Origin of the sequence: Bartonella quintana, from assembly GCF_009936175.1 — a bacterium.
GTDB lineage: Bacteria > Pseudomonadota > Alphaproteobacteria > Rhizobiales > Rhizobiaceae > Bartonella > Bartonella quintana.
In genome coordinates this window covers 636,325-656,652 of record NZ_AP019773.1, presented here as the reverse complement: position 1 = coordinate 656,652, position 20,328 = coordinate 636,325, and the positions used below count along the sequence as shown (strand labels likewise).

General features: G+C 36.9%; 15 protein-coding genes. 11 read left to right on the top strand and 4 right to left on the bottom strand.

Going from position 1 to position 20,328, the window contains the following annotated elements; translation table 11 throughout:
- Positions 1 to 9 precede the first annotated feature (9 nt).
- The 9 genes from purB to MF1_RS02530 all read left to right on the top strand — a co-directional run bounded on the left by purB (position 10) and on the right by MF1_RS02530 (position 8,450).
- Positions 10 to 1,314, top strand: a complete 1,305-nt coding sequence (purB, locus tag MF1_RS02570; protein WP_014924167.1) for an adenylosuccinate lyase — start codon at positions 10 to 12, stop codon at positions 1,312 to 1,314.
- Positions 1,315 to 1,389: 75 nt separating this feature from the next.
- The gene (locus tag MF1_RS02565; RefSeq protein WP_014924168.1) at positions 1,390 to 1,938 is read left to right on the top strand and encodes an RBBP9/YdeN family alpha/beta hydrolase; all 549 of its coding nucleotides are present in this window, start codon (positions 1,390 to 1,392) and stop codon (positions 1,936 to 1,938) included.
- A gap of 175 nt (positions 1,939 to 2,113) precedes the next feature.
- Entirely contained in the window at positions 2,114 to 2,878 is a 765-nt protein-coding gene (gene purC / locus MF1_RS02560) for a phosphoribosylaminoimidazolesuccinocarboxamide synthase (RefSeq protein WP_014924169.1), read from the top strand.
- A gap of 87 nt (positions 2,879 to 2,965) precedes the next feature.
- Complete coding sequence (purS, locus tag MF1_RS02555) at positions 2,966 to 3,205, top strand: phosphoribosylformylglycinamidine synthase subunit PurS (protein ID WP_014924170.1); 240 nt, start codon at positions 2,966 to 2,968, stop codon at positions 3,203 to 3,205.
- Positions 3,206 to 3,217: 12 nt separating this feature from the next.
- Entirely contained in the window at positions 3,218 to 3,889 is a 672-nt protein-coding gene (purQ, locus tag MF1_RS02550) for a phosphoribosylformylglycinamidine synthase subunit PurQ (RefSeq protein ID WP_161510394.1), read from the top strand.
- A 290-nt stretch (positions 3,890 to 4,179) separates the two neighbouring features.
- Complete coding sequence (gene purL / locus MF1_RS02545) at positions 4,180 to 6,390, top strand: phosphoribosylformylglycinamidine synthase subunit PurL (protein ID WP_161510393.1); 2,211 nt, start codon at positions 4,180 to 4,182, stop codon at positions 6,388 to 6,390.
- Between the two features lie 71 nt (positions 6,391 to 6,461).
- Complete coding sequence (locus tag MF1_RS02540; protein WP_011179487.1) at positions 6,462 to 6,695, top strand: BolA/IbaG family iron-sulfur metabolism protein; 234 nt, start codon at positions 6,462 to 6,464, stop codon at positions 6,693 to 6,695.
- A 98-nt stretch (positions 6,696 to 6,793) separates the two neighbouring features.
- Complete coding sequence (gene grxD, locus MF1_RS02535; RefSeq protein WP_161510392.1) at positions 6,794 to 7,126, top strand: Grx4 family monothiol glutaredoxin; 333 nt, start codon at positions 6,794 to 6,796, stop codon at positions 7,124 to 7,126.
- Between the two features lie 55 nt (positions 7,127 to 7,181).
- On the top strand, positions 7,182 to 8,450 hold the full coding sequence (locus tag MF1_RS02530; protein ID WP_161510391.1) for a multidrug effflux MFS transporter: 1,269 nt from the start codon (positions 7,182 to 7,184) through the stop codon (positions 8,448 to 8,450).
- Between the two features lie 968 nt (positions 8,451 to 9,418).
- On the opposite strand, the gene parC is transcribed toward MF1_RS02530, so the two are convergent.
- Positions 9,419 to 11,668 carry a DNA topoisomerase IV subunit A gene (gene parC, locus MF1_RS02525; RefSeq protein WP_161510390.1) on the bottom strand — a complete coding sequence of 750 codons (2,250 nt, stop codon included), beginning with the start codon at positions 11,666 to 11,668 and terminating at the stop codon, positions 9,419 to 9,421.
- A 746-nt stretch (positions 11,669 to 12,414) separates the two neighbouring features.
- Positions 12,415 to 14,208 (bottom strand): aspartate--tRNA ligase, encoded by a 1,794-nt coding sequence (aspS, locus tag MF1_RS02520; RefSeq protein WP_014924175.1) that lies wholly within the window; start codon positions 14,206 to 14,208, stop codon positions 12,415 to 12,417.
- A gap of 133 nt (positions 14,209 to 14,341) precedes the next feature.
- Between aspS and rnd the strand changes: the two genes are divergently transcribed.
- On the top strand, positions 14,342 to 15,496 hold the full coding sequence (gene rnd, locus MF1_RS02515; RefSeq protein ID WP_161510389.1) for a ribonuclease D: 1,155 nt from the start codon (positions 14,342 to 14,344) through the stop codon (positions 15,494 to 15,496).
- Between the two features lie 586 nt (positions 15,497 to 16,082).
- Here rnd and ppx read toward each other — a convergent pair.
- Both ppx and MF1_RS02505 read right to left on the bottom strand, forming a co-directional pair.
- Positions 16,083 to 17,594, bottom strand: a complete 1,512-nt coding sequence (gene ppx, locus MF1_RS02510) for an exopolyphosphatase (protein WP_161510388.1) — start codon at positions 17,592 to 17,594, stop codon at positions 16,083 to 16,085.
- Between the two features lie 6 nt (positions 17,595 to 17,600).
- A complete protein-coding gene (locus MF1_RS02505; protein WP_161510387.1) occupies positions 17,601 to 19,778 on the bottom strand; it encodes an RNA degradosome polyphosphate kinase in 2,178 nt (725 codons plus the stop codon).
- A 285-nt stretch (positions 19,779 to 20,063) separates the two neighbouring features.
- On the opposite strand from MF1_RS02505, the gene MF1_RS02500 reads away from it, so the two are divergent.
- Positions 20,064 to 20,303: a zinc-finger domain-containing protein gene (locus tag MF1_RS02500; protein ID WP_011179495.1), complete on the top strand. Its 240-nt coding sequence runs from the start codon at positions 20,064 to 20,066 to the stop codon at positions 20,301 to 20,303.
- Positions 20,304 to 20,328 lie beyond the last annotated feature (25 nt).

The following is a 20,328-nucleotide window of genomic DNA, read 5'->3' as shown; positions in this document are numbered from 1 at the left end:
GGAAAAATTATGATAGAACGTTATTCTCGCCCTGAAATGGTAACAATTTGGTCACCTAAAACGAAATATCGCATTTGGTTCGAAATTGAAGCACATGCCTGTGATGCCCTCGCTCAACTGGGTATTATTCCAAAAGAAGCAGCAAAGGTGATTTGGGAAAAAGGAGCAGCAGCCGAATTTGATGTTAATCGCATTAATGAAATTGAGGCAATCACCAAACATGATGTTATAGCATTTTTAACGCACTTAGGTGAATTTATTGGCCCAGAAGCTCGCTTTATCCACCAAGGCATGACATCATCAGATGTCCTAGATACAACACTTAATATTCAATTGATGCGTGCGAGTGATATTTTGCTAAAAGACATAGATCAGCTTCTTGAAGCATTGAAAAAACGTGCTTTTCAACATAAAGAAACAATCACTATTGGGCGTAGTCACGGTATTCATGCTGAACCGACAACATTTGGAGTCAAATTTGCTCTTGCATATGCTGAATTTTCTCGTTGTCACAACCGTCTTCTTGCTGCACGAGAAGAAATTTCTACTTGTGCTATCTCAGGAGCTGTAGGAACTTTTGCTAATATTGATCCATATATTGAAGAACATGTAGCAAAAGCATTAGGGTTACGCATTGAACCTGTTTCCACCCAAGTTATACCACGTGATCGTCACGCCATGTTCTTTGCAACGCTTGGTGTTATTGCTTCATCCATTGAAAGATTAGCCATAGAAATACGCCATTTGCAACGAACAGAAGTTCTTGAAGCAGAAGAACATTTTTCACCTGGACAAAAGGGGTCATCCGCCATGCCCCATAAACGTAATCCAGTTTTAACAGAAAATTTAACTGGGTTAGCACGCATGGTGCGTGCCTTTGCAATACCTGCAATGGAAAATGTAGCACTTTGGCATGAACGTGATATTTCTCATTCATCCGTTGAACGTTATATTGGCCCTGATGCTACCATTACTCTTGATTTTGCTCTTGCTCGACTGACCTACGTAATTGAAAATTTAATTGTCTATCCAGAAAATATGCAAAAAAATCTCAATAAATTTCGTGGTCTTGTTCATTCACAACGGGTGCTTTTAGCACTTACACAAGCTGGAATCAGTCGTGAAGATTCTTATCGGATTGTACAACGAAATGCGATGAAAGTTTGGGAACAAGGAAAAGACTTTTTAGAAGAATTGCTCAACGACAAAGATGTAACAAAAGCATTAAGTAAAGAAGAAATTTGCGAAAAATTTGACCTTTCTTACCATACAAAACATATCGACACGATTTTTAAACGCGTCTTTGAGGAATGACAAAATTGTATATAAAGAATAAATATATTGCCTTCTCCCTGTGATTAAAGCACATTATAACACAGGAAACACTCCATGAAAGCCAATCAACTCGATATTCTCATTGTTCCCGGCTATAAAGGATCTGGTCCTGACCATTGGCAAACACGATGGGAACAAAAATTGTCTACAGCACGCCGTGTTAAACAAGCCCATTGGTCAAAACCTGTTTGTGAAGACTGGGTAAACGCAGTTAAAGCGGCTATTGCACAAGCTCAAAAACCTGTTGCTATTATTGCTCATTCATTAGGTGTTCCAACCGCTATTCATGCAACTGTACAGAATGCAGAAAAAATTTGCGGCGCTTTTTTTGTTGCACCTCCAGACGTAAGCAATGAAAAAATACGCCCCAAATACTTAAAGACATTCGGCCCATATCGTCGCGAAAAATTACCTTTTCCCTCCATAGTCATAGCCAGCCGCAATGATGAATTTTGCCAATTCTCAGTTGCAGAAAATCTTGCCAATGATTGGGGAGCACTTTTTGTTGACGCTGGGCAGTCTGGCCACATCAATGTAGAATCTGGGCATGGGCCTTGGCCTGAAGGACTTATGGTTCTCTCTCATTTTTTTGCAAAGATGTGATCCAATAAGATAATCTTTTTCACTCTGTCTATTTAAGTTTTATTTTTCTTTGTAAAAACTCCAATGATAAAAAAAATTACAAAGTGCTACAGCAATCATTGAGAATTTCTGCCAATTAGGATAATATTAGTCATCAATGCTATTCAAAGCTCCTCAAAGATAATAGAGAATTACAATGAATCGTCGCCACCGTATTTATGAAGGCAAGGCCAAAATTCTATATGAGGGACCTGAACCAGGGACCTATATTCAATTTTTTAAAGATGACGCAACTGCTTTTAATGCAAAAAAGCATGAAGTCATCGACGGAAAAGGAGTTTTAAATAACCGTATTTCGGAACATATCTTTAGCCATCTTGGCCGCTTAGGCATCCCAACACACTTTATCAAGCGTATAAATATGCGCGAACAACTTATTAAAGCCGTTGAAATTATTCCATTGGAAGTTGTTGTTCGTAACGTTGCTGCTGGCTCTCTTTCTAAGCGTTTGGGATTGGAAGAAGGAACTGCTCTTTCGCAATCCATTATTGAATTTTATTATAAGAATGATTCTCTTGATGACCCAATGGTAACTGAAGAACATATCACCGCTTTTGGCTGGGCTGTTCCACAAGAAATAGAAGATATTATGCAACTTTCAATTCGTATTAATGACTTTCTTTCTGGACTTTTTGCTGCTGCTAATATTCAATTAATTGATTTCAAAATGGAATTTGGCCGCTTATGGGAAGATGAAGCGATGCGCATTGTTCTTGCTGATGAAATATCTCCTGATTCTGCCCGGTTATGGGATATGCAAACACGAGAAAAAATGGATAAAGATCGTTTTCGGCGTAATATGGGAGGCCTTATTAATGCCTATCAAGAGGTAGCAAAGCGTCTCGGTATCATCAATGAAAATGAACCTCCGCGACCAACCGGTCCAGTTTTAGTAAAATAAAAAACAAGGTGATATTAATCACCTTCCTTTAAATTGTAAGTACGTACATCTTCAAAGAGCAGTGCTTCTAACAACAGGAAATAGAAAATGAAAGCGCGTGTTACAGTTACTCTCAAAAGCAGGGTTCTTGATCCACAAGGAGAAGCAATTGCTGGTGCTTTAAAGAGTTTAGCTTTCACAGGTATTCACTCTATTCGCCAAGGAAAAGTTTTTGATATTGTGCTTGATGATCAGTCTGCTGAGAATGCCAAGAAAAAGCTTGAAAAAATGTGTGAAGAGTTACTTGCAAATACTGTCATTGAAAATTACACAATAGAACTTCTTTAAGTGAAACTCTCTATGAAAACTGCTATTATTCAATTACCTGGATTAAATCGCGATCAGGATATGCTTGCAGCATTACATCACATAACCGGAGTTGAACCAATTAAAATTTGGCAAACAGAGTCAACGATTCCAGATGTAGATGTCATTTTTATTCCTGGCGGTTTTTCTTATGGAGACTACTTAAGATGTGGCGCTATTGGTGCTCGAACACCTGTCTTGCAAGCTGTTCGTGAAAAAGCACAAAAAGGTGTCACGGTGATAGGCATTTGTAATGGATTTCAAATTTTATTAGAAGCTAGACTATTGCCTGGTACTTTAATGCGTAATACTTCATTAAAATTTGTTTGTCGTGAAATAAAATTAGAAGTAGTGAATGCCAACACAAGATTTTCTCGCTATTATTCCAAAGGACAAATCATTCGTTGTCCTGTTGCCCATCACGATGGAAACTACTTTGTTGATAATGAAACATTAAAACAAATGGAAGACAATGAACAAATTGTTTTCCGTTATGCAGAAAATACAAACCCTAACGGTTCGATAAGAGATATTGCTGGTATTATCAATAAAGCTGGGAATATTCTTGGTATGATGCCTCATCCTGAAAATTTTATTGAACCCGCACATAGTGGTACTGATGGCCGTTTACTTTTCCAAAGTGCTTTAGAATTGACAAATGGATGATGATAAAAAATCTAACTGTTTTAAAACAACAAATCTGTATCATCTTCCACGCAGTAAATTTATAAACAAAGCGCTTTACATACAAAAATGGATATTATTTCTCTAAACACACAAAGATTTATTCTAAGATCATTTCTGCTCTTTGAATCCATCTAGCAAATAACCAGAATATAAGCCTATGAATTATGAACGGTTACATTATCAAACAACGCAATCAGTTGTAGTTAAAGCTGCTAGATTAAAAAAAATAAAAGTGCTAAATTTCGATTAATTCGACGGATACAATACTCATGAATTCTTGCAATAACATCGCCATTACACCAGAATTGATTGCACAACATGGCCTAAAAAGTGATGAATATCAGCATATCCTAACATTAATTGGTAGAGAGCCAACATTTACCGAACTTGGAATTTTTTCTGCAATGTGGAACGAACATTGTTCCTATAAATCATCTAAAAAATGGCTTAAAACTCTCCCAATAAAAGGAAAGTGTGTCATTCAAGGCCCTGGTGAAAACGCTGGTGTCATTGATATCGGTAAGGGGCAATGTGTAGTTTTCAAAATGGAAAGCCATAACCATCCTTCTTACATTGAGCCTTATCAAGGTGCAGCAACAGGTATGGGTGGTATTTTGCGTGATGTCTTTACAATGGGAGCCCGCCCTGTCGCAGCTATGAATGCATTGCGATTTGGATCTCCCAATCATCCCCGAACACGCCATCTTGTTGCTGGCGTCGTTTCTGGAATCGGTGGCTACAGCAATGCTTTTGGCGTTCCAACTGTTGGTGGAGAAGTAAATTTTGACGAGCGCTATAATGGTAATATCCTTGTTAACGCTTTTGTAGCTGGTATTGCAAAGACAGATTCTATTTTTTATTCTAAAGCGCAAGGAGTTGGGCTTCCAGTTGTTTATCTTGGTGCCAAAACAGGACGTGATGGTGTTGGTGGAGCAATGATGGCTTCTGCCGAATTCAATGATTCAATTGATGAAAAACGTCCAACTGTTCAAGTGGGTGATCCTTTTATTGAAAAATGCCTTCTTGAAGCCTGTTTAGAGCTTATGGAACTAAAAGCTATCGTTGCGATTCAAGATATGGGCGCAGCAGGACTAACATCTTCTGCAGTTGAAATGGGGGCAAAAGGAAATCTAGGAATACAGCTTAATCTGGATAAAGTCCCCACTCGAGAAGAAAACATGACAGCCTATGAAATAATGCTTTCTGAAAGCCAAGAACGTATGCTCATGGTGTTAAAACCAGAACTAAAAAAACGAGCAGCTGCAATTTTTCAAAAATGGGGTCTTCATTTTTCCATCATTGGAAAAACAACAGATGATTTACGTTTCCGTGTCACGCATCAAGGAGAAGAAGTCGTCAATCTTCCTATCAAAGAACTCGGTGATGAAGCACCGGTTTATGATCGCCCTTGGATAGAACCTGCCCTAAAACCTACCCTTAAAGCAGAAGAAGTGAAAAAAATTGAAAATTTTGCCGATGTACTCCTGAAATTATTGAATTCTGCTAATCAAAGCTCAAGGCGATGGGTTTATGAGCAATACGATACACTTATCCAAGGAAATACGCTTGTTCGTCCAGGAGGCGATGCAGGTGTCATCCGTGTAAGCAATAACGATAAACGTGCTCTTGCTTTTTCTTGTGATGTGACGCCTCGTTATTGTGAAGCTGATCCCTATGAAGGAGGAAAACAAGCAGTCGTAGAATGTTGGCGCAACATTAGCACTACGGGTGCAACACCACTAGCAGCTACAGATAACCTCAATTTCGGTAATCCTGAGAATCCTAAAATTATGGGACAGCTAGTTTTTGCCATTAAAGGTATAAGTGAAGCTTGTCGGGTTCTAGATTTTCCAATCGTTTCAGGAAATGTCTCTCTTTATAATGAAACCAATGGAGAAGCAATTCTTCCGACTCCTACAATAGCTGGTGTCGGACTTCTTGATAACTGGTCTAAAACCGTGACAATCGGTGGTATGCAAAATAAAGATAGTATTGTTTTAATTGGACCTTGCGGCTCACATTTAGGACAATCAATTTATGCGCGTAACATTTTAAATATTGATGCGGGTGCCCCACCACATATAGATTTGCAACTTGAAAAAAAGCATGGACAATTTGTTCGAGATGTCATTCATCGTGGTTTTGTTAATGCTGCTCATGATATTTCTGACGGAGGATTAGCACTTGCGCTTGCAGAAATGGTAATTAAAGCAAGTAAAGGAATTAGAATAAAATTAAGCAATAAGTCACCACAGCACGCGGAGCTTTTTGGAGAAGATCAAGCACGTTATATTTTAGCTATTAAACCTCATGCACTTAATAGCCTTAAAGAACTTGCACAAGTAAACGAGATTTCCTTAACAGAGCTTGGTACAGTTGAAGGTAATTCCCTCAATATAGATTCGATATTAAACCTTTCGATAGACAAACTGACACAAAACTATGAAAGCTGGTTTCCGCAATTTATGAACGAAGCATGAAGAGCTATTTATTTTTTTGATTATAATAGATCATTCTTAGAGAAAAACAAATAAACAAGAGGAGAATAATCATGGCAATGAGTGCACAAGCAATTGAGACACTTATTCGCGAAGGCATTCCCGATGCAATTGTGGCAATCCGTGATCTCGCTGGAGATGGTGAACATTACGCTGCAGAAGTTATTTCAGAAAGTTTTCTAGGTAAAAGCCGTGTTCAACAACACAAAATGGTCTATGATGCTCTCAAAGGCAATATGGGGGACACACTTCACGCTCTAGTACTAAAAACAAATGTTCCCAAATAATCTAAAAATTTCCTCTTGCATTCATTCACTTAATACGATTAGAAAATAATATTAGTGTAAATACATATTTAAAAAATCTGCGATACTGAGGAATAAAGATGGCTACTGTTCATGACTTTATTGACAACGAAATTAAAACAAATGACGTTATTTTATTCATGAAAGGAATACCTGAAGCTCCGCAATGTGGATTTTCTGGACAAGTCGTTCAAATTCTTGATTATTTAGGATTAAAATATAAAGGAATTAATATCTTAACTTCTGACGAATTGCGTCAAGGGATCAAAGAATACTCAAATTGGCCAACAATTCCACAACTCTATATCAAAGGTGAATTTATTGGTGGCTGTGATATTGTTAAAGAAATGTTTCAAAGCAATGAGTTACAAGAACTTTTAAAAGAAAAAAAAATTAGCTTTAATCTATTATAAATTATCTCTGTTTTTATTCATTTCTTTAGCAAAAATTTTTATTTCAAGGTTATATATGTCATATTCAGTCGATGAACAAAAACACATAGATGCAATCAGAAAAAAGATTGGATATAAAGAGTTTATTATTATCCTTGCAGCACTTATGGCAATTAATTCTATAGCCATTGATATTATGCTACCAGCTATGCCTGATATTTTAAAAAGTCTGCATGTTTCTAATGAAAATGATCAGCATTATATTATTTCCTGTTACCTTATCAGCTATGGTCTTACACAAATACTTTTTGGTCCCATAAGTGATCGTTATGGACGACGAAAGCTTGTTCTTATTGGTCTTGCTTTTTATTCCCTTGCAGCAATTTGTTGTGCGTTTGTATCAAGTTTACCTATATTACTCATTTTACGTGTTCTGCAAGGGATTGGAGGGGCAGCTATGCGTGTACTTACAGTTTCAATTATACGTGACCTCTACGAAGGCCGAAAAATGGCAGAGGTCATATCTATAGTCATGATGGTTTTCCTCCTTGCTCCAATGATTGGACCAGCAACAGGGCAGATCATCTTATTATTTGGGCATTGGCAATTTATTTTTGCATTCATGGCCTTTATTGGTTTCAGCCTAATGATTTGGATCTATTTACGCTTGCCTGAAACTCTTCATACACAACGCTCTCTTTCTCTTTCTTCTATAAAAAATAATCTTTGGCTTGTTATGGCTGATCGCTCTAGTATTAGTTATACACTTGCTGCTTCTATTGTCTTAGGCTGCATTTTTATTGCGATTAATACATCGCAACAGATTTATGAGGGTATCTACAATTTAGGATTCTGGTTTCCAATCGCTTTTGCAATTGGTGCTGCATTTCAAGTTATAGCATCTTTCCTAAACTCTCTATTCGTTGGGCATTTTGGGATGCGACGTATCGCCCACAGTATGCTTTTGTTATTTTGTATTGTTTCATGTATTTTTTTTGTTAGCTCAATCTTAACAGGCGGTATTATCTCTTTCCCTTTTTATATGTTGTTATACTGTATACTGATGTTTACCTGGGGTGGTATTATGGCCAATTTTAATACACTTGCTCTCGAATCTGTCGGGAAATTTGCCGGAACAGCCTCTTCTGTATCTGGTTTTCTTCAAACATCCATAGGTACAGGCCTTAGCTTTCTCATTGCACAACAATTTAATGAAACAACCATTCCCAATTCGGCAGGTTTTTTCTTTCTTAGCCTCATTGCTATATTCCTCGTCTTATGGGCTGAACGTGGACATTTTTTTGACAACATAATACTGAATAAGCGTCACTGTAAAAAAGGTTAATATTCTTTAACAGCACTACAGAAAGACCAAACTAGATAGCATTCTTTTTCTCGCTTGTCTAAAGCTAGATTTTTTACACCTAACTCTCTAAGTCTGGGGATTATTTAAACATAAATCAAGCATCCCAGAAAGAGAAACCTTCTTTATCGAATCACCAGAAGGTACAACTAAAATGTTTATAACTTTATTGAAGAAGCCTTCGATAAAGTGGCGTTCTTCATAAAGGTATTCACCATCATTATGTTGATATTCCTGTTTGAGCTACAATAAAGAAAGACAGAAATATTGTTTTGCTTCCTTCCCTCTTCAACAAGCTGAAATACTTAAATCATATCATTTCTGTTTCCTGGAATGAGAAGAAAGTCCAAAGCTTAGCCCAAGGAATCTACCACAGGATAACTCTTCGGGGTCAAATCTTCGCTTGCTTTTGCCAACGTTTCCCTCTTCATGCTAACCTTCTCTACCTCTGCAGCACAGATCTATAGCTTACAGAACAAGGATAAGCCCAAACAAAGGCAATATCGATCTTCACAGATACACCATCCTTGTCCATAGTCTTTGATAAGCTTTTCCAAAACCGAATATGTAATCCTTTTCTGACACAAGAAATTCATAAAAAATTTACCAGTAGCATGCACTTGCCATAAATGCATAATACATGAATTGTACATTACTTGCCTTAGGGTAGGGAAAACTCTCACCATTGAGCTCACGTTTTTAAAATAATAAAATGAACACCTTAACAAAACGATGTGTAAAGTTCTCAATCCTCACGCGCATCTGAAAAACTTATCTTCAAGCAACGGTAAATCCTTTGCCAATCTCTACACTTGATATCATACTTCATCATAGTAACGATTCTGTCTTTATAAATAGGATGTACATAAATAGGATGTACCACCACTTCACCTTTTCTCTCAAATCTTAACGATGTACCCAAAACCTAAGAATTAAATATACAATACAACTTAATTGATAAATTTTCCTGATTTTGGAAAACCTTTGGGAACCATACGCCCTACCCCAGCACGCGTTCCCATCCATTCAATGAGGTCATGAGCCTGGCGATTAAAGCTACGTTCAGCTGTATCTTGCCAACTTAATCCCTCTGATAAATTAAAAGTTTTTGCATCTACAACACCACCCTCTTTATACCGTTGTAAACGAACACCTTTACCGCGACTCATTTCTGGTATTTGTTCAATAGGAAAAATGAGCATTTTGCGATTTTCACCAATCACTGCAAGATGATCACCTTTTACTGGAATGCAAAGTTTTACTTTATCAAGGAACTTTACATTCATAACTTGCTTTCCTTTTCGTGTATTAGCAATCACTTCAGTTGCAGGCACAATAAAACCATTTCCATAAGACGAAATTAAAAGCAGTTTCTCTTCTACATTGTGCACAAAAGCTGTAAGAATATCGTGCTCATCGTCCATATCGACTAAAATACGAATTGGCTCACCATGCCCCCGTCCTCCAGGCAAATCATTCGCATTAATACAAAAAAACTTTCCTCCTGTACTTATCATCGTAATCTTATCTGTAGTGAACGCTGGAAATGCTAACTTTAAGCAATCCCCTTCTTTGAAAGAAAGTGCTTTGTAATCACTCAAATGCCCCCTCAAAGCACGCATCCAACCTTTTTCAGAAATAACAATCGTTACCGGTTCTTTTTCGATCATTGCCTGATGAATATCATCAATAGCATGTCTTGGTGCTTCTTCAAACGTTGTACGCCTTTTCCCTAAAAGAGTTTCAGGACCAAAAATTTTACGAACTTTTCTTATTTCCTCCGAAATCATTTTCCATTGTTTTGTGCTGGAAGCTAATAAATTCTGCAATTTTTCCTTGTCAGCTTTCAAAGCATCAAATTCTTTATGGATTTCAAATTCTTCAAGCTTATGTAAAGACCGTAACCGCATATTAAGAATAGCTTCAGCTTGATTTTCCGTTAATTCAAAACAGTTGATCAGTTCTTTTTTCGGCTCATCTTTTTCACGAATAATTTGGATCACCTCATCAAGATTCAAATATGCGATAAGATATCCATGAAGAATTTCTAATCGACAATCAATTTCATTAAGGCGATAAGTGGAACGACGAATAAGTACTTGTTGACGATGCTCAAGCCATTGCTGCAAGCTTTCACGCAAAGAAAGAACATTCGGTACTTTTCCTAAAGATAAAACATTCAGATTCAGAGGAAATCTTACTTCAAAATCAGTTAACTTAAAAAGAGACTCCATGAGGAGTTCAGGATCAACTGTACGATTTTTAGGAACAAGCACAATGCGGATATCTTCTGCCGATTCATCATGAATATCTTCAAGCATCGGTAACCGCCGTGCAAGCAATAATTCTGCTGTTTTTTCAATAAGACGTGACTTTTGAACTTGGTAGGGAATCTCTGTAACAATAATCACATAAGAACCACGGCTACCAGTTTCTTGATGCCAACGCGAACGCAACCGAAAAAAACCACGCCCTATACGATAAGATTCCTCAATACTTTTTTTAGGCTCAACCAAAATACCACCCGTGGGGAAGTCAGGCCCAAGCACAAACTGATTTAATTTCTCATCATTTGCATCAGGATGAGCAATCAAATGCAACGCAGCATCACAGAGTTCAGCAGCATTATGAGGTGGAATAGACGTTGCCATACCAACAGCAATACCCGATGAACCATTTGCTAAAAGATTAGGAAAAGCCCCTGGTAAAACAACAGGCTCTTCATCTTCCTCATTATAGGTTAAACGAAAATCAATAGCATTTTCATTAATCCCCTCAAGCAATAACGCCGCTACTTCAGTCATGCGTGCTTCCGTATAACGCATAGCAGCAGCATTATCACCATCAATATTACCAAAATTGCCTTGTCCATCAACCAGTGGATAACGAACAGCAAAACTTTGAGCCAAGCGTACTAATGCATCATAAATAGATGCATCACCATGAGGATGAAACTTCCCCATGACATCGCCAACAATCCGTGCACACTTAGCATAGGACTGCTCTGGATTGAGTTTAAGCAAACGCATCGCGTGAACAATACGCCGATGCACAGGTTTTAACCCATCACGTACATCAGGTAATGCACGATGTGTAATGGTAGAAAGTGCATAAGCTAAATAGCGATCTTGTAAAGCAAAACGTAATTCTATTGGCTCAATGTGTTCTTTATCAAAAGGTAAATTCATTTTATCAGGCATAGTATTAGGATAAAAATTCCTAAAATAATGAGCAATTATTCTATAAAACTTTTTAAGTACAATCTTTTATCAGTCAACTATTTTTGTTCAAAATTAACTATATAAAGATAAACATTACGATTTAAACATGAATGAAGAATTATAGCAATTTGAAAAATTTATGTGCACCCCTTATATCTGAGCAACAGATAGAAATGTCTAAAAAGTTTAAATCGATACTCTTTAAAGAAACAAAAAGAATATTGTCTTTAAGCAATTAATATAAAAAAGAAAAAATTATAAGAAAGTAAAAAATTATTTATAATTAAAATAAATGATTAGAATTTTTATTATAATAAATAAAATATGAACAAATTCTTTTTCTAATTTAGATTCATATAAATGAAAAAATTTAAATCTTAAATGGTTTTTATTTTTTAATAATAATATAATAAAAATAAATTATAATATTTAATAAATATTATAATCATAAATTATACATATAATTTATAACAAAATTTTACAATCATTTAAACTTCATAATATTTTAAACAAAAAAAATAACACAATATTTAAAATAATATATAAATTATTATAAATACTAAAATATATAATCCATTTTACAGTATTGAAGAAATTTTAAAAGCATATATCTGAATTTATTATCAAATAATATAAACACTAAAGTAAGTTAAAAGCATTTAAACCTACCTCATACAGAAAAGCAGCAGAAACATCAATCACACGGATCTCCTCCACAACTAATTTTATGAACCATTTTTGGCAGCAGGAGCAACACGTATCCCTAAATCACGTAATTGTGCAGAAGAAACGTCAGATGGAGCACTCATCAAAAGATCAAGCGCTTGCTGATTCATAGGAAACAAAGCAATCTCACGTAAATTTTTCACGCCTTGCAACAGCATAATAATACGATCAACACCGGCCGCCATACCGCCATGCGGTGGTGCCCCATAATGAAATGCACGATAAAGAGCACCAAAACGATCTTCTACCACTTCTCTAGAAAGACCAGCAAGATTGAAAACTTTAAGCATCATTTCTGGAGAATGATTACGGATTCCACCCGATGCAATCTCATAACCATTACAAACAAGATCATACTGAAAAGCTTTAAGAGTAAGAGGATCTTGACACTCAAGAGCATTTTTCCCACCCTGAGGCATTGAAAAAGGATTATGTGCAAAATCTAGCTTTTTCTCATCTTCATTCCATTCAAAAAATGGAAAATCAACAATCCACGCTAAAGAAAAACACTCCCGATCGATAAGATCTAATTCTTCTCCTATTCGTGTGCGCACAGCTCCAGCAAAAGTTGAAAACTTCTTTGGATTACCTGCAATAAAAAAACAGGCATCACCACTTTCAAGACCAAGCTGGATACGGAGTGCTTCAGTCCTCTGTTCACCAATATTTTTGGCGATAGGACCAGCTCCTTCAAACTTTCCCTCTTCTTCACGCCAGAAAATATAACCGAGGCCTGGTTGCCCTTCACTTTGTGCCCACACGTTCATACGATCACAAAAAGCACGACTTCCACCCGTTTTAGCCGGAATAGCCCACACTTGTGCATTTTCATCATTCATTAAAATCTGAGCAAAAATCTTAAAACAAGAATCATAAAAATGCTGAGAGACATCTTGCATAATAATCGGATTACGCAAATCAGGTTTATCAGAACCATACTTTTGCATTGCTTCATCATACGAAATACGAGGAAAGTTCTGTGTGACAGGTTTTCCATTTGCAAATTCTTCAAAAATAGAACGCATAATAGGTTCCATTGTTACAAAAACATCTTCCTGCTCAACAAAACTCATTTCAACATCTAATTGATAAAATTCACCTGGAAGACGATCTGCCCGTGGATCTTCATCTCTAAAACATGGAGCAATTTGAAAATAACGATCAAACCCTGACATCATTAACAATTGTTTGTACTGTTGAGGTGCTTGCGGCAATGCGTAAAATTTTCCCTGATGAATACGACTCGGAACCAAAAAATCGCGTGCTCCTTCCGGTGATGATGCAGTCAAAAGTGGTGTAGTAAATTCTGTAAAACCATTATTCTGCATAGACCGTCTGATAGCAGTAATAATTTCAGTGCGACGCATTATATTTTTGTGCATGGTTTCACGACGTAAATCAAGAAAACGATACTTTAAACGAATATCTTCTGGATAATCAGGTTCGCCAAAAACGGGTAGAGGAAGCTCATCAGATTTTGAAAGAATTTCCACCTCTTTCACAAAAATTTCAATCTCGCCTGTTGGAAGAACTGTATTAATAACTTCATCAGAACGTGCACACACTTCCCCATCTACACGAATGACCCATTCAGAACGCACCTTTTCGATAATTTCAAAAGCTGGCGAAGCTGGATTAGCAACGATTTGCGTGATCCCAAAATGATCACGCAAATCCACAAAAAGAATTCCGCCATGATCTCGAACACGATGAACCCATCCTGAAAGACGAACATATTTTCCTACATCGTGTCTACGAAGAGCAGCGCAATTATGACTGCGATAACGGTGCATATTTTTGCCTTTGATTATAATAACTCACATGCGCTACAAACGCTTTTTAACAACCATTTGTCAAGATATGACGATGAAGACTCAAAAAAAAAATCAATACAAAGACAAATTAAATTTATCTGGTTATAATAGAATGATGAGACTTATTACACAAACAACAGATCTTGAAATTGCACTTGCCGCTTTACGTCCCTCTGATTTTGTCACAGTAGACACAGAATTTATCCGCGAAACAACTTTTTGGCCTCAACTGTGTTTAATCCAGCTCGCATCACCAGATGTTACAATGTTGATTGATCCAATGGCACAAAATATGGATCTAAAACCTTTTTTTGACCTAATGGTAGATGAAAAAATTGTTAAAGTTTTTCACGCTGCCCGCCAAGACATTGAAATTATTTATCATCTCGGAGGTGTCATTCCTTATCCTCTTTTCGACACCCAAATAGCAGGATCAATCTGCGGATTTGGTGATTCTATCTCCTATGATCAAATTGTACAACGCTGCACGGGGCATCAACTTGATAAATCATCCCGATTTACAGACTGGAGCTGCCGCCCTCTGTCTGAAAAACAATTGCTCTATGCCCTTGCCGATGTAACCTATCTAAGAGACGTTTACCTCTTATTGAAAAAACAGCTAGAAAAAAACAAGCGCATGCACTGGATGGATGACGAAATAACCACTCTATCAACACCGAAAACTTACGATATACCAGAAAATGAAGCATGGAAAAAAGTAAAAGGAAAAATAAAAAAACCCCGTGAACTTGCTGTATTACAAAAAATAGCAGCTTGGCGTGAACGCGAAGCACGGAGATATAATGTTCCACGTCGCCATATCATGAAAGATGAATGCCTTATCGAAATTGCAATTCAACAACCAAAAGATGAATCTGCATTAAACCGTTTGCGCAGTCTTAATAAAAATTGGGATAAATTATCAATTGCGCAAACATTAATCAAAACTATCCACGAAGGCTTAGAGGTTGATACTGCTACTTTACCAGCCCTTCCTAAACATAATCTACTTAACGATACAAAAACTGCTGCCATTGATCTTCTCAAAGTGTTGTTAAAACTGGTAGCAAATGAAAATGGCATTGCACCCAAAATCATTGCAACTTCTCATGATTTAGAAAAAATCGCGAATGGGTGTATAAAGCAAGATATCCCCGCGATGAATGGTTGGCGCTATGAAATATTTGGTCAAAAAGCTGAACAAATGTTAAAGGGTAAGATAGGATTTTATTTTAGAAATGGAAAAATAATCACCAAACAGCTTTAATTTATAAAGGACATTCCATTATATTCTAAAATTGATGATTGATGCGAAAAAACATTATAAAGAGCGTCGCCTATCTTTATTTTCGTATAAAATTTCAAAATTCAAAAGAGCAGAATTTTGCAATCTCATCTGCAAAATAAATTGATTATTTTAAAATGAAGAAGAGTTTTAGAAAAATTTTGAGCACTCTTATTGCAGAAAAATGGTTATGCTCTTCATTTTTCTAAATCAATTGGGACTGCGTTCCACAACTGACACAAATACAATAAAGAAGGCCAGTCACAATTTAATATTCAGCCAATGCCTGTTCGAAAATAACGCCTAAAGCTTCGTCAAATCTAATCAAATGCCAGCCCCTCTTAGTATAGAAGAGAGAACTAGAGAAAAAGTCTCTATAATAATATTGCCCTATTACAAAAATAGTAGCTTGGTGTAAATGCAAAGCACAAAGATGTAATGTTCTGTATAGCTATATCATAAAAGATGAATGCTATCTGGAAATCGCAATAAAACAATCAAAAGATAAATATACACAACAACAGAGACACATTACAATATATGAATGAACTCCGATAGTAGAAAAGAATCAGAAAATCTCAAAAGCAAGACGCAGCTTTATTATTTTTGACAATTTCTTCAACCGTCCAAGGGGACGTTCTCCTAATAAATCAGCGTGACGTCTCGGGATATGTAACACAACATGATCTGTTTTTTTATGCCATGATAAATGGGGTAAAATCCCTGCGGTAGAAGCACTAAAAAGATGAGCAATACGCATAATTTCACCGAGAATGCGTGCTTTCTCAATTATATTTTTGGTTGCCAGTCGAAAAATAGCAAGAGATTCTTCATCAATCAGCGAACTCGTATTGCGAAAAAAAACAGCGAGCGCAACATAAATACGTCCCTCATGAGAAATACCAGAATAAGATCCTAAAGCTATCTGATGAGCCGCCTCATTGCCTCGATAATCTGGATGGATACGCCAACCAATGTCCGCAAGAAGACAAGCAGCTTTACGGTAACGGCATTCATTTTCAGTTTCTGAAATTCCAAAAACTTCAAAGGCATTGGTAGTAAAACCAATGAGTTCTTCTGCCTGCTTTGGTGAACGCGCTCGTAGAATAGCCATTTCTGTGCATGCTGCAATTAAAGGATCTGAACTACGAATCTCTTGAGGTAGCCGTGAATAAAGAAAGCCTTCACGGACTCCAGCTCCAGAAAAGATTATCTTTTCAAACCCTATACACTGAATAAGTTCAATAAGAACAATCGCCCCATACGATAAAAGCTGACGACGATTCTGTGAAACAGCTAAAATCCCTTTCATATTATCAATATTGCCACTTGCTACAAGATGCAAGAAATTCTCCATCTCAATTGCATCAACTTCATAACCATGCACAACAGGTAGCTGATAGTGTTTGGCTGCCATATGAAGTTTTGCCAAATTACGCCAAGTCCCCCCTACTGCGTAAAAATAACGTGCCATGCCTTTATAAACGACAGCAGATTTATAAAATTGCTCATGGGCAATTTTTGCGGCCATAGCGATATCATTATTTGACATAGACCGTAGCCATAAACCTCCTAACGGCAAAGTTATTCCTTTACCTACATCAGCATTATCAATATCAATAAGTTCGAGACTTCCGCCTCCAAGATCACCAGAAATACCCTTTGGTCGATAAAAAGTAGAAATAACCCCATATGCTGAATAAATAGCCTCTTCAGTTCCTGAAAGAAGATGTATTTTTTGTTGTAAAATATTTTCAGCATCTCGAATAAACGCTAACCCATTTTTCGCTTCTCGTGCTGCTGCTGTTGCTAGAATATAGACCTCATCTGCCCCAATCTGTTGACAAAGCACACGGAATCTTTTCAGTGTCCGCAGTGCTATTTTAATCGATTTTTCTTCTAAAAATCCAGTTTTTTCAACACCTTGACCAAGACCACAAAGAACTTTTTCATTAAATAAAACTGTTGGTAAACGAACGAGACCTTCATAAATAACAAGCCGAACAGAATTTGAGCCAATATCGATAACAGCGATAGGTTTACACCCTTTCAGCCGCCCCTGAGCATTTATATACGCCATTGGATTTCAGTCTTTTACTTCAGCTTGCTGCCGATGCAACGCAACCAAACGCGAAGCAGAAGACTCAAAAGATTTTTCCCACCCCGAAAGACCTGCGTTGGTCATAAAATATTCCTGTGCATTAAATGGGCTTTCACCTCTTTGCGGTATTATACGTTTTGACGTTCCGTCACTTAGTATATCAAAGCTTTGTTGATTATCAATGATATTAGCCAACATAATTTGTAAAAGAATCTGCTTACGAACCATTTTGTTAAAAACTGGAACCAATATTTCAATACGATAATCCAGATTACGAGGCATCATATCAGCAGATCCTAAATAAACAAGCGCATTCTCACCTGGTAAATCTCCACCATTACCAAAACAAAAAATGCGGCTATGCTCAAGAAAACGCCCTACAATTGATTTCACACGAATATTATCTGAAATTCCCGGAATACCAGAACGCAAACAACATATGCCACGCACGACCAAATCGATCTGTACACCCGCTTGACTGGCACGGTATAAAGCATCAATAATTTCAGGATCAACCAATGCATTAACTTTTATCCAAATAGCAGCAAATCGCCCCTTTTGCGCATTGGTAATTTCTTCTTCGATATGCTTAAGAATACGGCTGCGCAATGTTAAAGGCGAAAAAGCAATCTTCATTGCTTTATTTGGACGCACATATTGAGCGATATAATTGAATAGTAATGCAACATCATGACCAATATCATCATCAGTGGTAAAAAAAGAGAGATCAGTATAAACTTTAGCATTAATGGGATGGTAATTTCCAGTTCCAAGATGAACGTAAAAGCAATGGCGGTTTCCTTCACGCCGCACAACAAGCGACATTTTAGCATGTGTTTTTAAGGTAATAAAACCAAAAAAAACTTGAACGCCCGCACGCTCAAGATCACGTGCCCAACGAATATTCGCTTCTTCATCAAAACGCGCTTTAAGTTCTACCAAAGCCGTCACCGACTTACCCTGTTTGGCAGCATCAATTAAAGCGCTAACAATTGGGCTATCATTCGATGTGCGATAAAGGGTTTGTTTGATTTCAATAACATCAGGATCACTAGCAGCCTGACGTAAAAACTGTACAACAACATCAAATGATTCATAAGGATGATGAATCACGATATCACTCTTACGAATAGCCGCAAAGCAATCACCATTATGCTCACGAATATATTCAGGAAAACGAGGAATATAAGGAATAAATTTTAAATCACTGCGTGAAATCGAAACAATCTCTGAGACCATATTAAGTGCTAAAAATCCATCAAGAACACTTATACAATCATCAGGAACAGCAAGACCATTGGTTATAAATTGGCGTAAATTTTCTGGCATTTTTGCGTCAAATTCAATTTGAATAACCTGCCCGCGACGACGCCTTTTAAGCGCAGCTTCAAAAAAATGAACAAGATCTTCAGCCTCTTCTTCTACTTCAATATCACTATCGCGAATCACTCTAAATGTACCAATTCCATCAACTTCGTAATCAGGAAATATATGACTTATAAAAAGGCACATAACATCTTCAGCCGCAATAAAACGAAAACGATTGTCTTCCTGAGGAAGGAGAATAAAACGTTTCAGAACAGTTGGGAGTGGTAACAACACTATAATAGAGTGTTGATTAGCACACCGGGATAATTGAAGAGCAATAGAAAGCGTTAAATTAGGAATAAATGGAAAAGAACGATCAAGATCAACAGGCAAAGGCGTTAAAACAGGAAAAATCGTATCAAAAAAATATTTTTCAAGCCATGATTTTTCAATTTCTGCAAGCTTAGCAGGACAAATAATTTCAATATCATTTTGTTTTAATTCATGACATAAAACCCGCAATTCTCGCAACTGATGAGCCTGCAAACGTGAAGTCTCAGCTAACACAAAATCAAGTTGCTCCTGCGGTGTGCACCCATCTGCACTGCATGCTGTAACTCCAGCACGAATTTGAGCAGCAAGGCCAGCAACACGCACCATAAAAAACTCATCAAGATTTGTCGCTGAAATCGAAAGAAATTGTAGCCGTTCTAATAAAGGATTTTTCGGATTAGCAGCCTCCATCAATACACGATTATTAAATTGAAGCCATGAAAATTCTCGGTTAATAAACCGCGTCGGACTTTCCATTGTTATGTCCGACATAGAAATCTGATCTGCAACCGTTTTTTTCATATATTTTAGCTAATCTTCCTTTTATACTTTCCCAAATCCTTATGATTAAATCTCTCATAAAACATTTTACGATATATTACCGTAATCACAACATATCAATTGCCTAGTTTTCTTCATGATATTACATTTCACATTTCAAAACATTTGGGAACCATTCCCTTTTCCATACGCAGATTATTTTAAAAAGTACCTTGCATTATTATAAGCTTTATTACAAACTCATGCATATAAAAGACAGGATCCAAATCATGCCGTATCAGGCAATTTATCTGGAGTTTGTACACTATGGCTGATCATAACATTCCCCATTTTCAAAATGACCTGGGATATAAAATAATTGAAATTGGTGTCAAAGAATTTATGTGTGTAGGTGCCACACAACCATTCGACCATCCACACATCTTTATCGATATGGGATCGGCCGATGAGAAAATTTGCCCTTATTGTTCAACGCTTTATCGCTATGATCCCTCGCTACCGCACGATCAAACAAACCCTATGGGATGTCTCTATCAACCCCAATAATGCATTTTCTGCTTTTTCAAGATGA

What these genes read in the sequence shown, in the direction of transcription:
- purQ (WP_161510394.1), top strand. Translation starts at nt 3,218, where the DNA reads ATGAAAACTGCTATTATTCAATTACCTGGATTAAATCGCGATCAGGAT.
- MF1_RS02530 (WP_161510391.1), top strand. Translation starts at nt 7,182, where the DNA reads ATGTCATATTCAGTCGATGAACAAAAACACATAGATGCAATCAGAAAA.
- MF1_RS02500 (WP_011179495.1), top strand. Translation starts at nt 20,064, where the DNA reads ATGGCTGATCATAACATTCCCCATTTTCAAAATGACCTGGGATATAAA.
- purL (WP_161510393.1), top strand. Translation starts at nt 4,180, where the DNA reads ATGAATTCTTGCAATAACATCGCCATTACACCAGAATTGATTGCACAA.
- rnd (WP_161510389.1), top strand. Translation starts at nt 14,342, where the DNA reads ATGATGAGACTTATTACACAAACAACAGATCTTGAAATTGCACTTGCC.
- ppx (WP_161510388.1), bottom strand. Translation starts at nt 17,594, where the DNA reads ATGGCGTATATAAATGCTCAGGGGCGGCTGAAAGGGTGTAAACCTATC.
- purC (WP_014924169.1), top strand. Translation starts at nt 2,114, where the DNA reads ATGAATCGTCGCCACCGTATTTATGAAGGCAAGGCCAAAATTCTATAT.
- MF1_RS02540 (WP_011179487.1), top strand. Translation starts at nt 6,462, where the DNA reads ATGGCAATGAGTGCACAAGCAATTGAGACACTTATTCGCGAAGGCATT.
- purS (WP_014924170.1), top strand. Translation starts at nt 2,966, where the DNA reads ATGAAAGCGCGTGTTACAGTTACTCTCAAAAGCAGGGTTCTTGATCCA.
- grxD (WP_161510392.1), top strand. Translation starts at nt 6,794, where the DNA reads ATGGCTACTGTTCATGACTTTATTGACAACGAAATTAAAACAAATGAC.
- MF1_RS02565 (WP_014924168.1), top strand. Translation starts at nt 1,390, where the DNA reads ATGAAAGCCAATCAACTCGATATTCTCATTGTTCCCGGCTATAAAGGA.
- aspS (WP_014924175.1), bottom strand. Translation starts at nt 14,208, where the DNA reads ATGCACCGTTATCGCAGTCATAATTGCGCTGCTCTTCGTAGACACGAT.
- purB (WP_014924167.1), top strand. Translation starts at nt 10, where the DNA reads ATGATAGAACGTTATTCTCGCCCTGAAATGGTAACAATTTGGTCACCT.
- MF1_RS02505 (WP_161510387.1), bottom strand. Translation starts at nt 19,778, where the DNA reads ATGAAAAAAACGGTTGCAGATCAGATTTCTATGTCGGACATAACAATG.
- parC (WP_161510390.1), bottom strand. Translation starts at nt 11,668, where the DNA reads ATGCCTGATAAAATGAATTTACCTTTTGATAAAGAACACATTGAGCCA.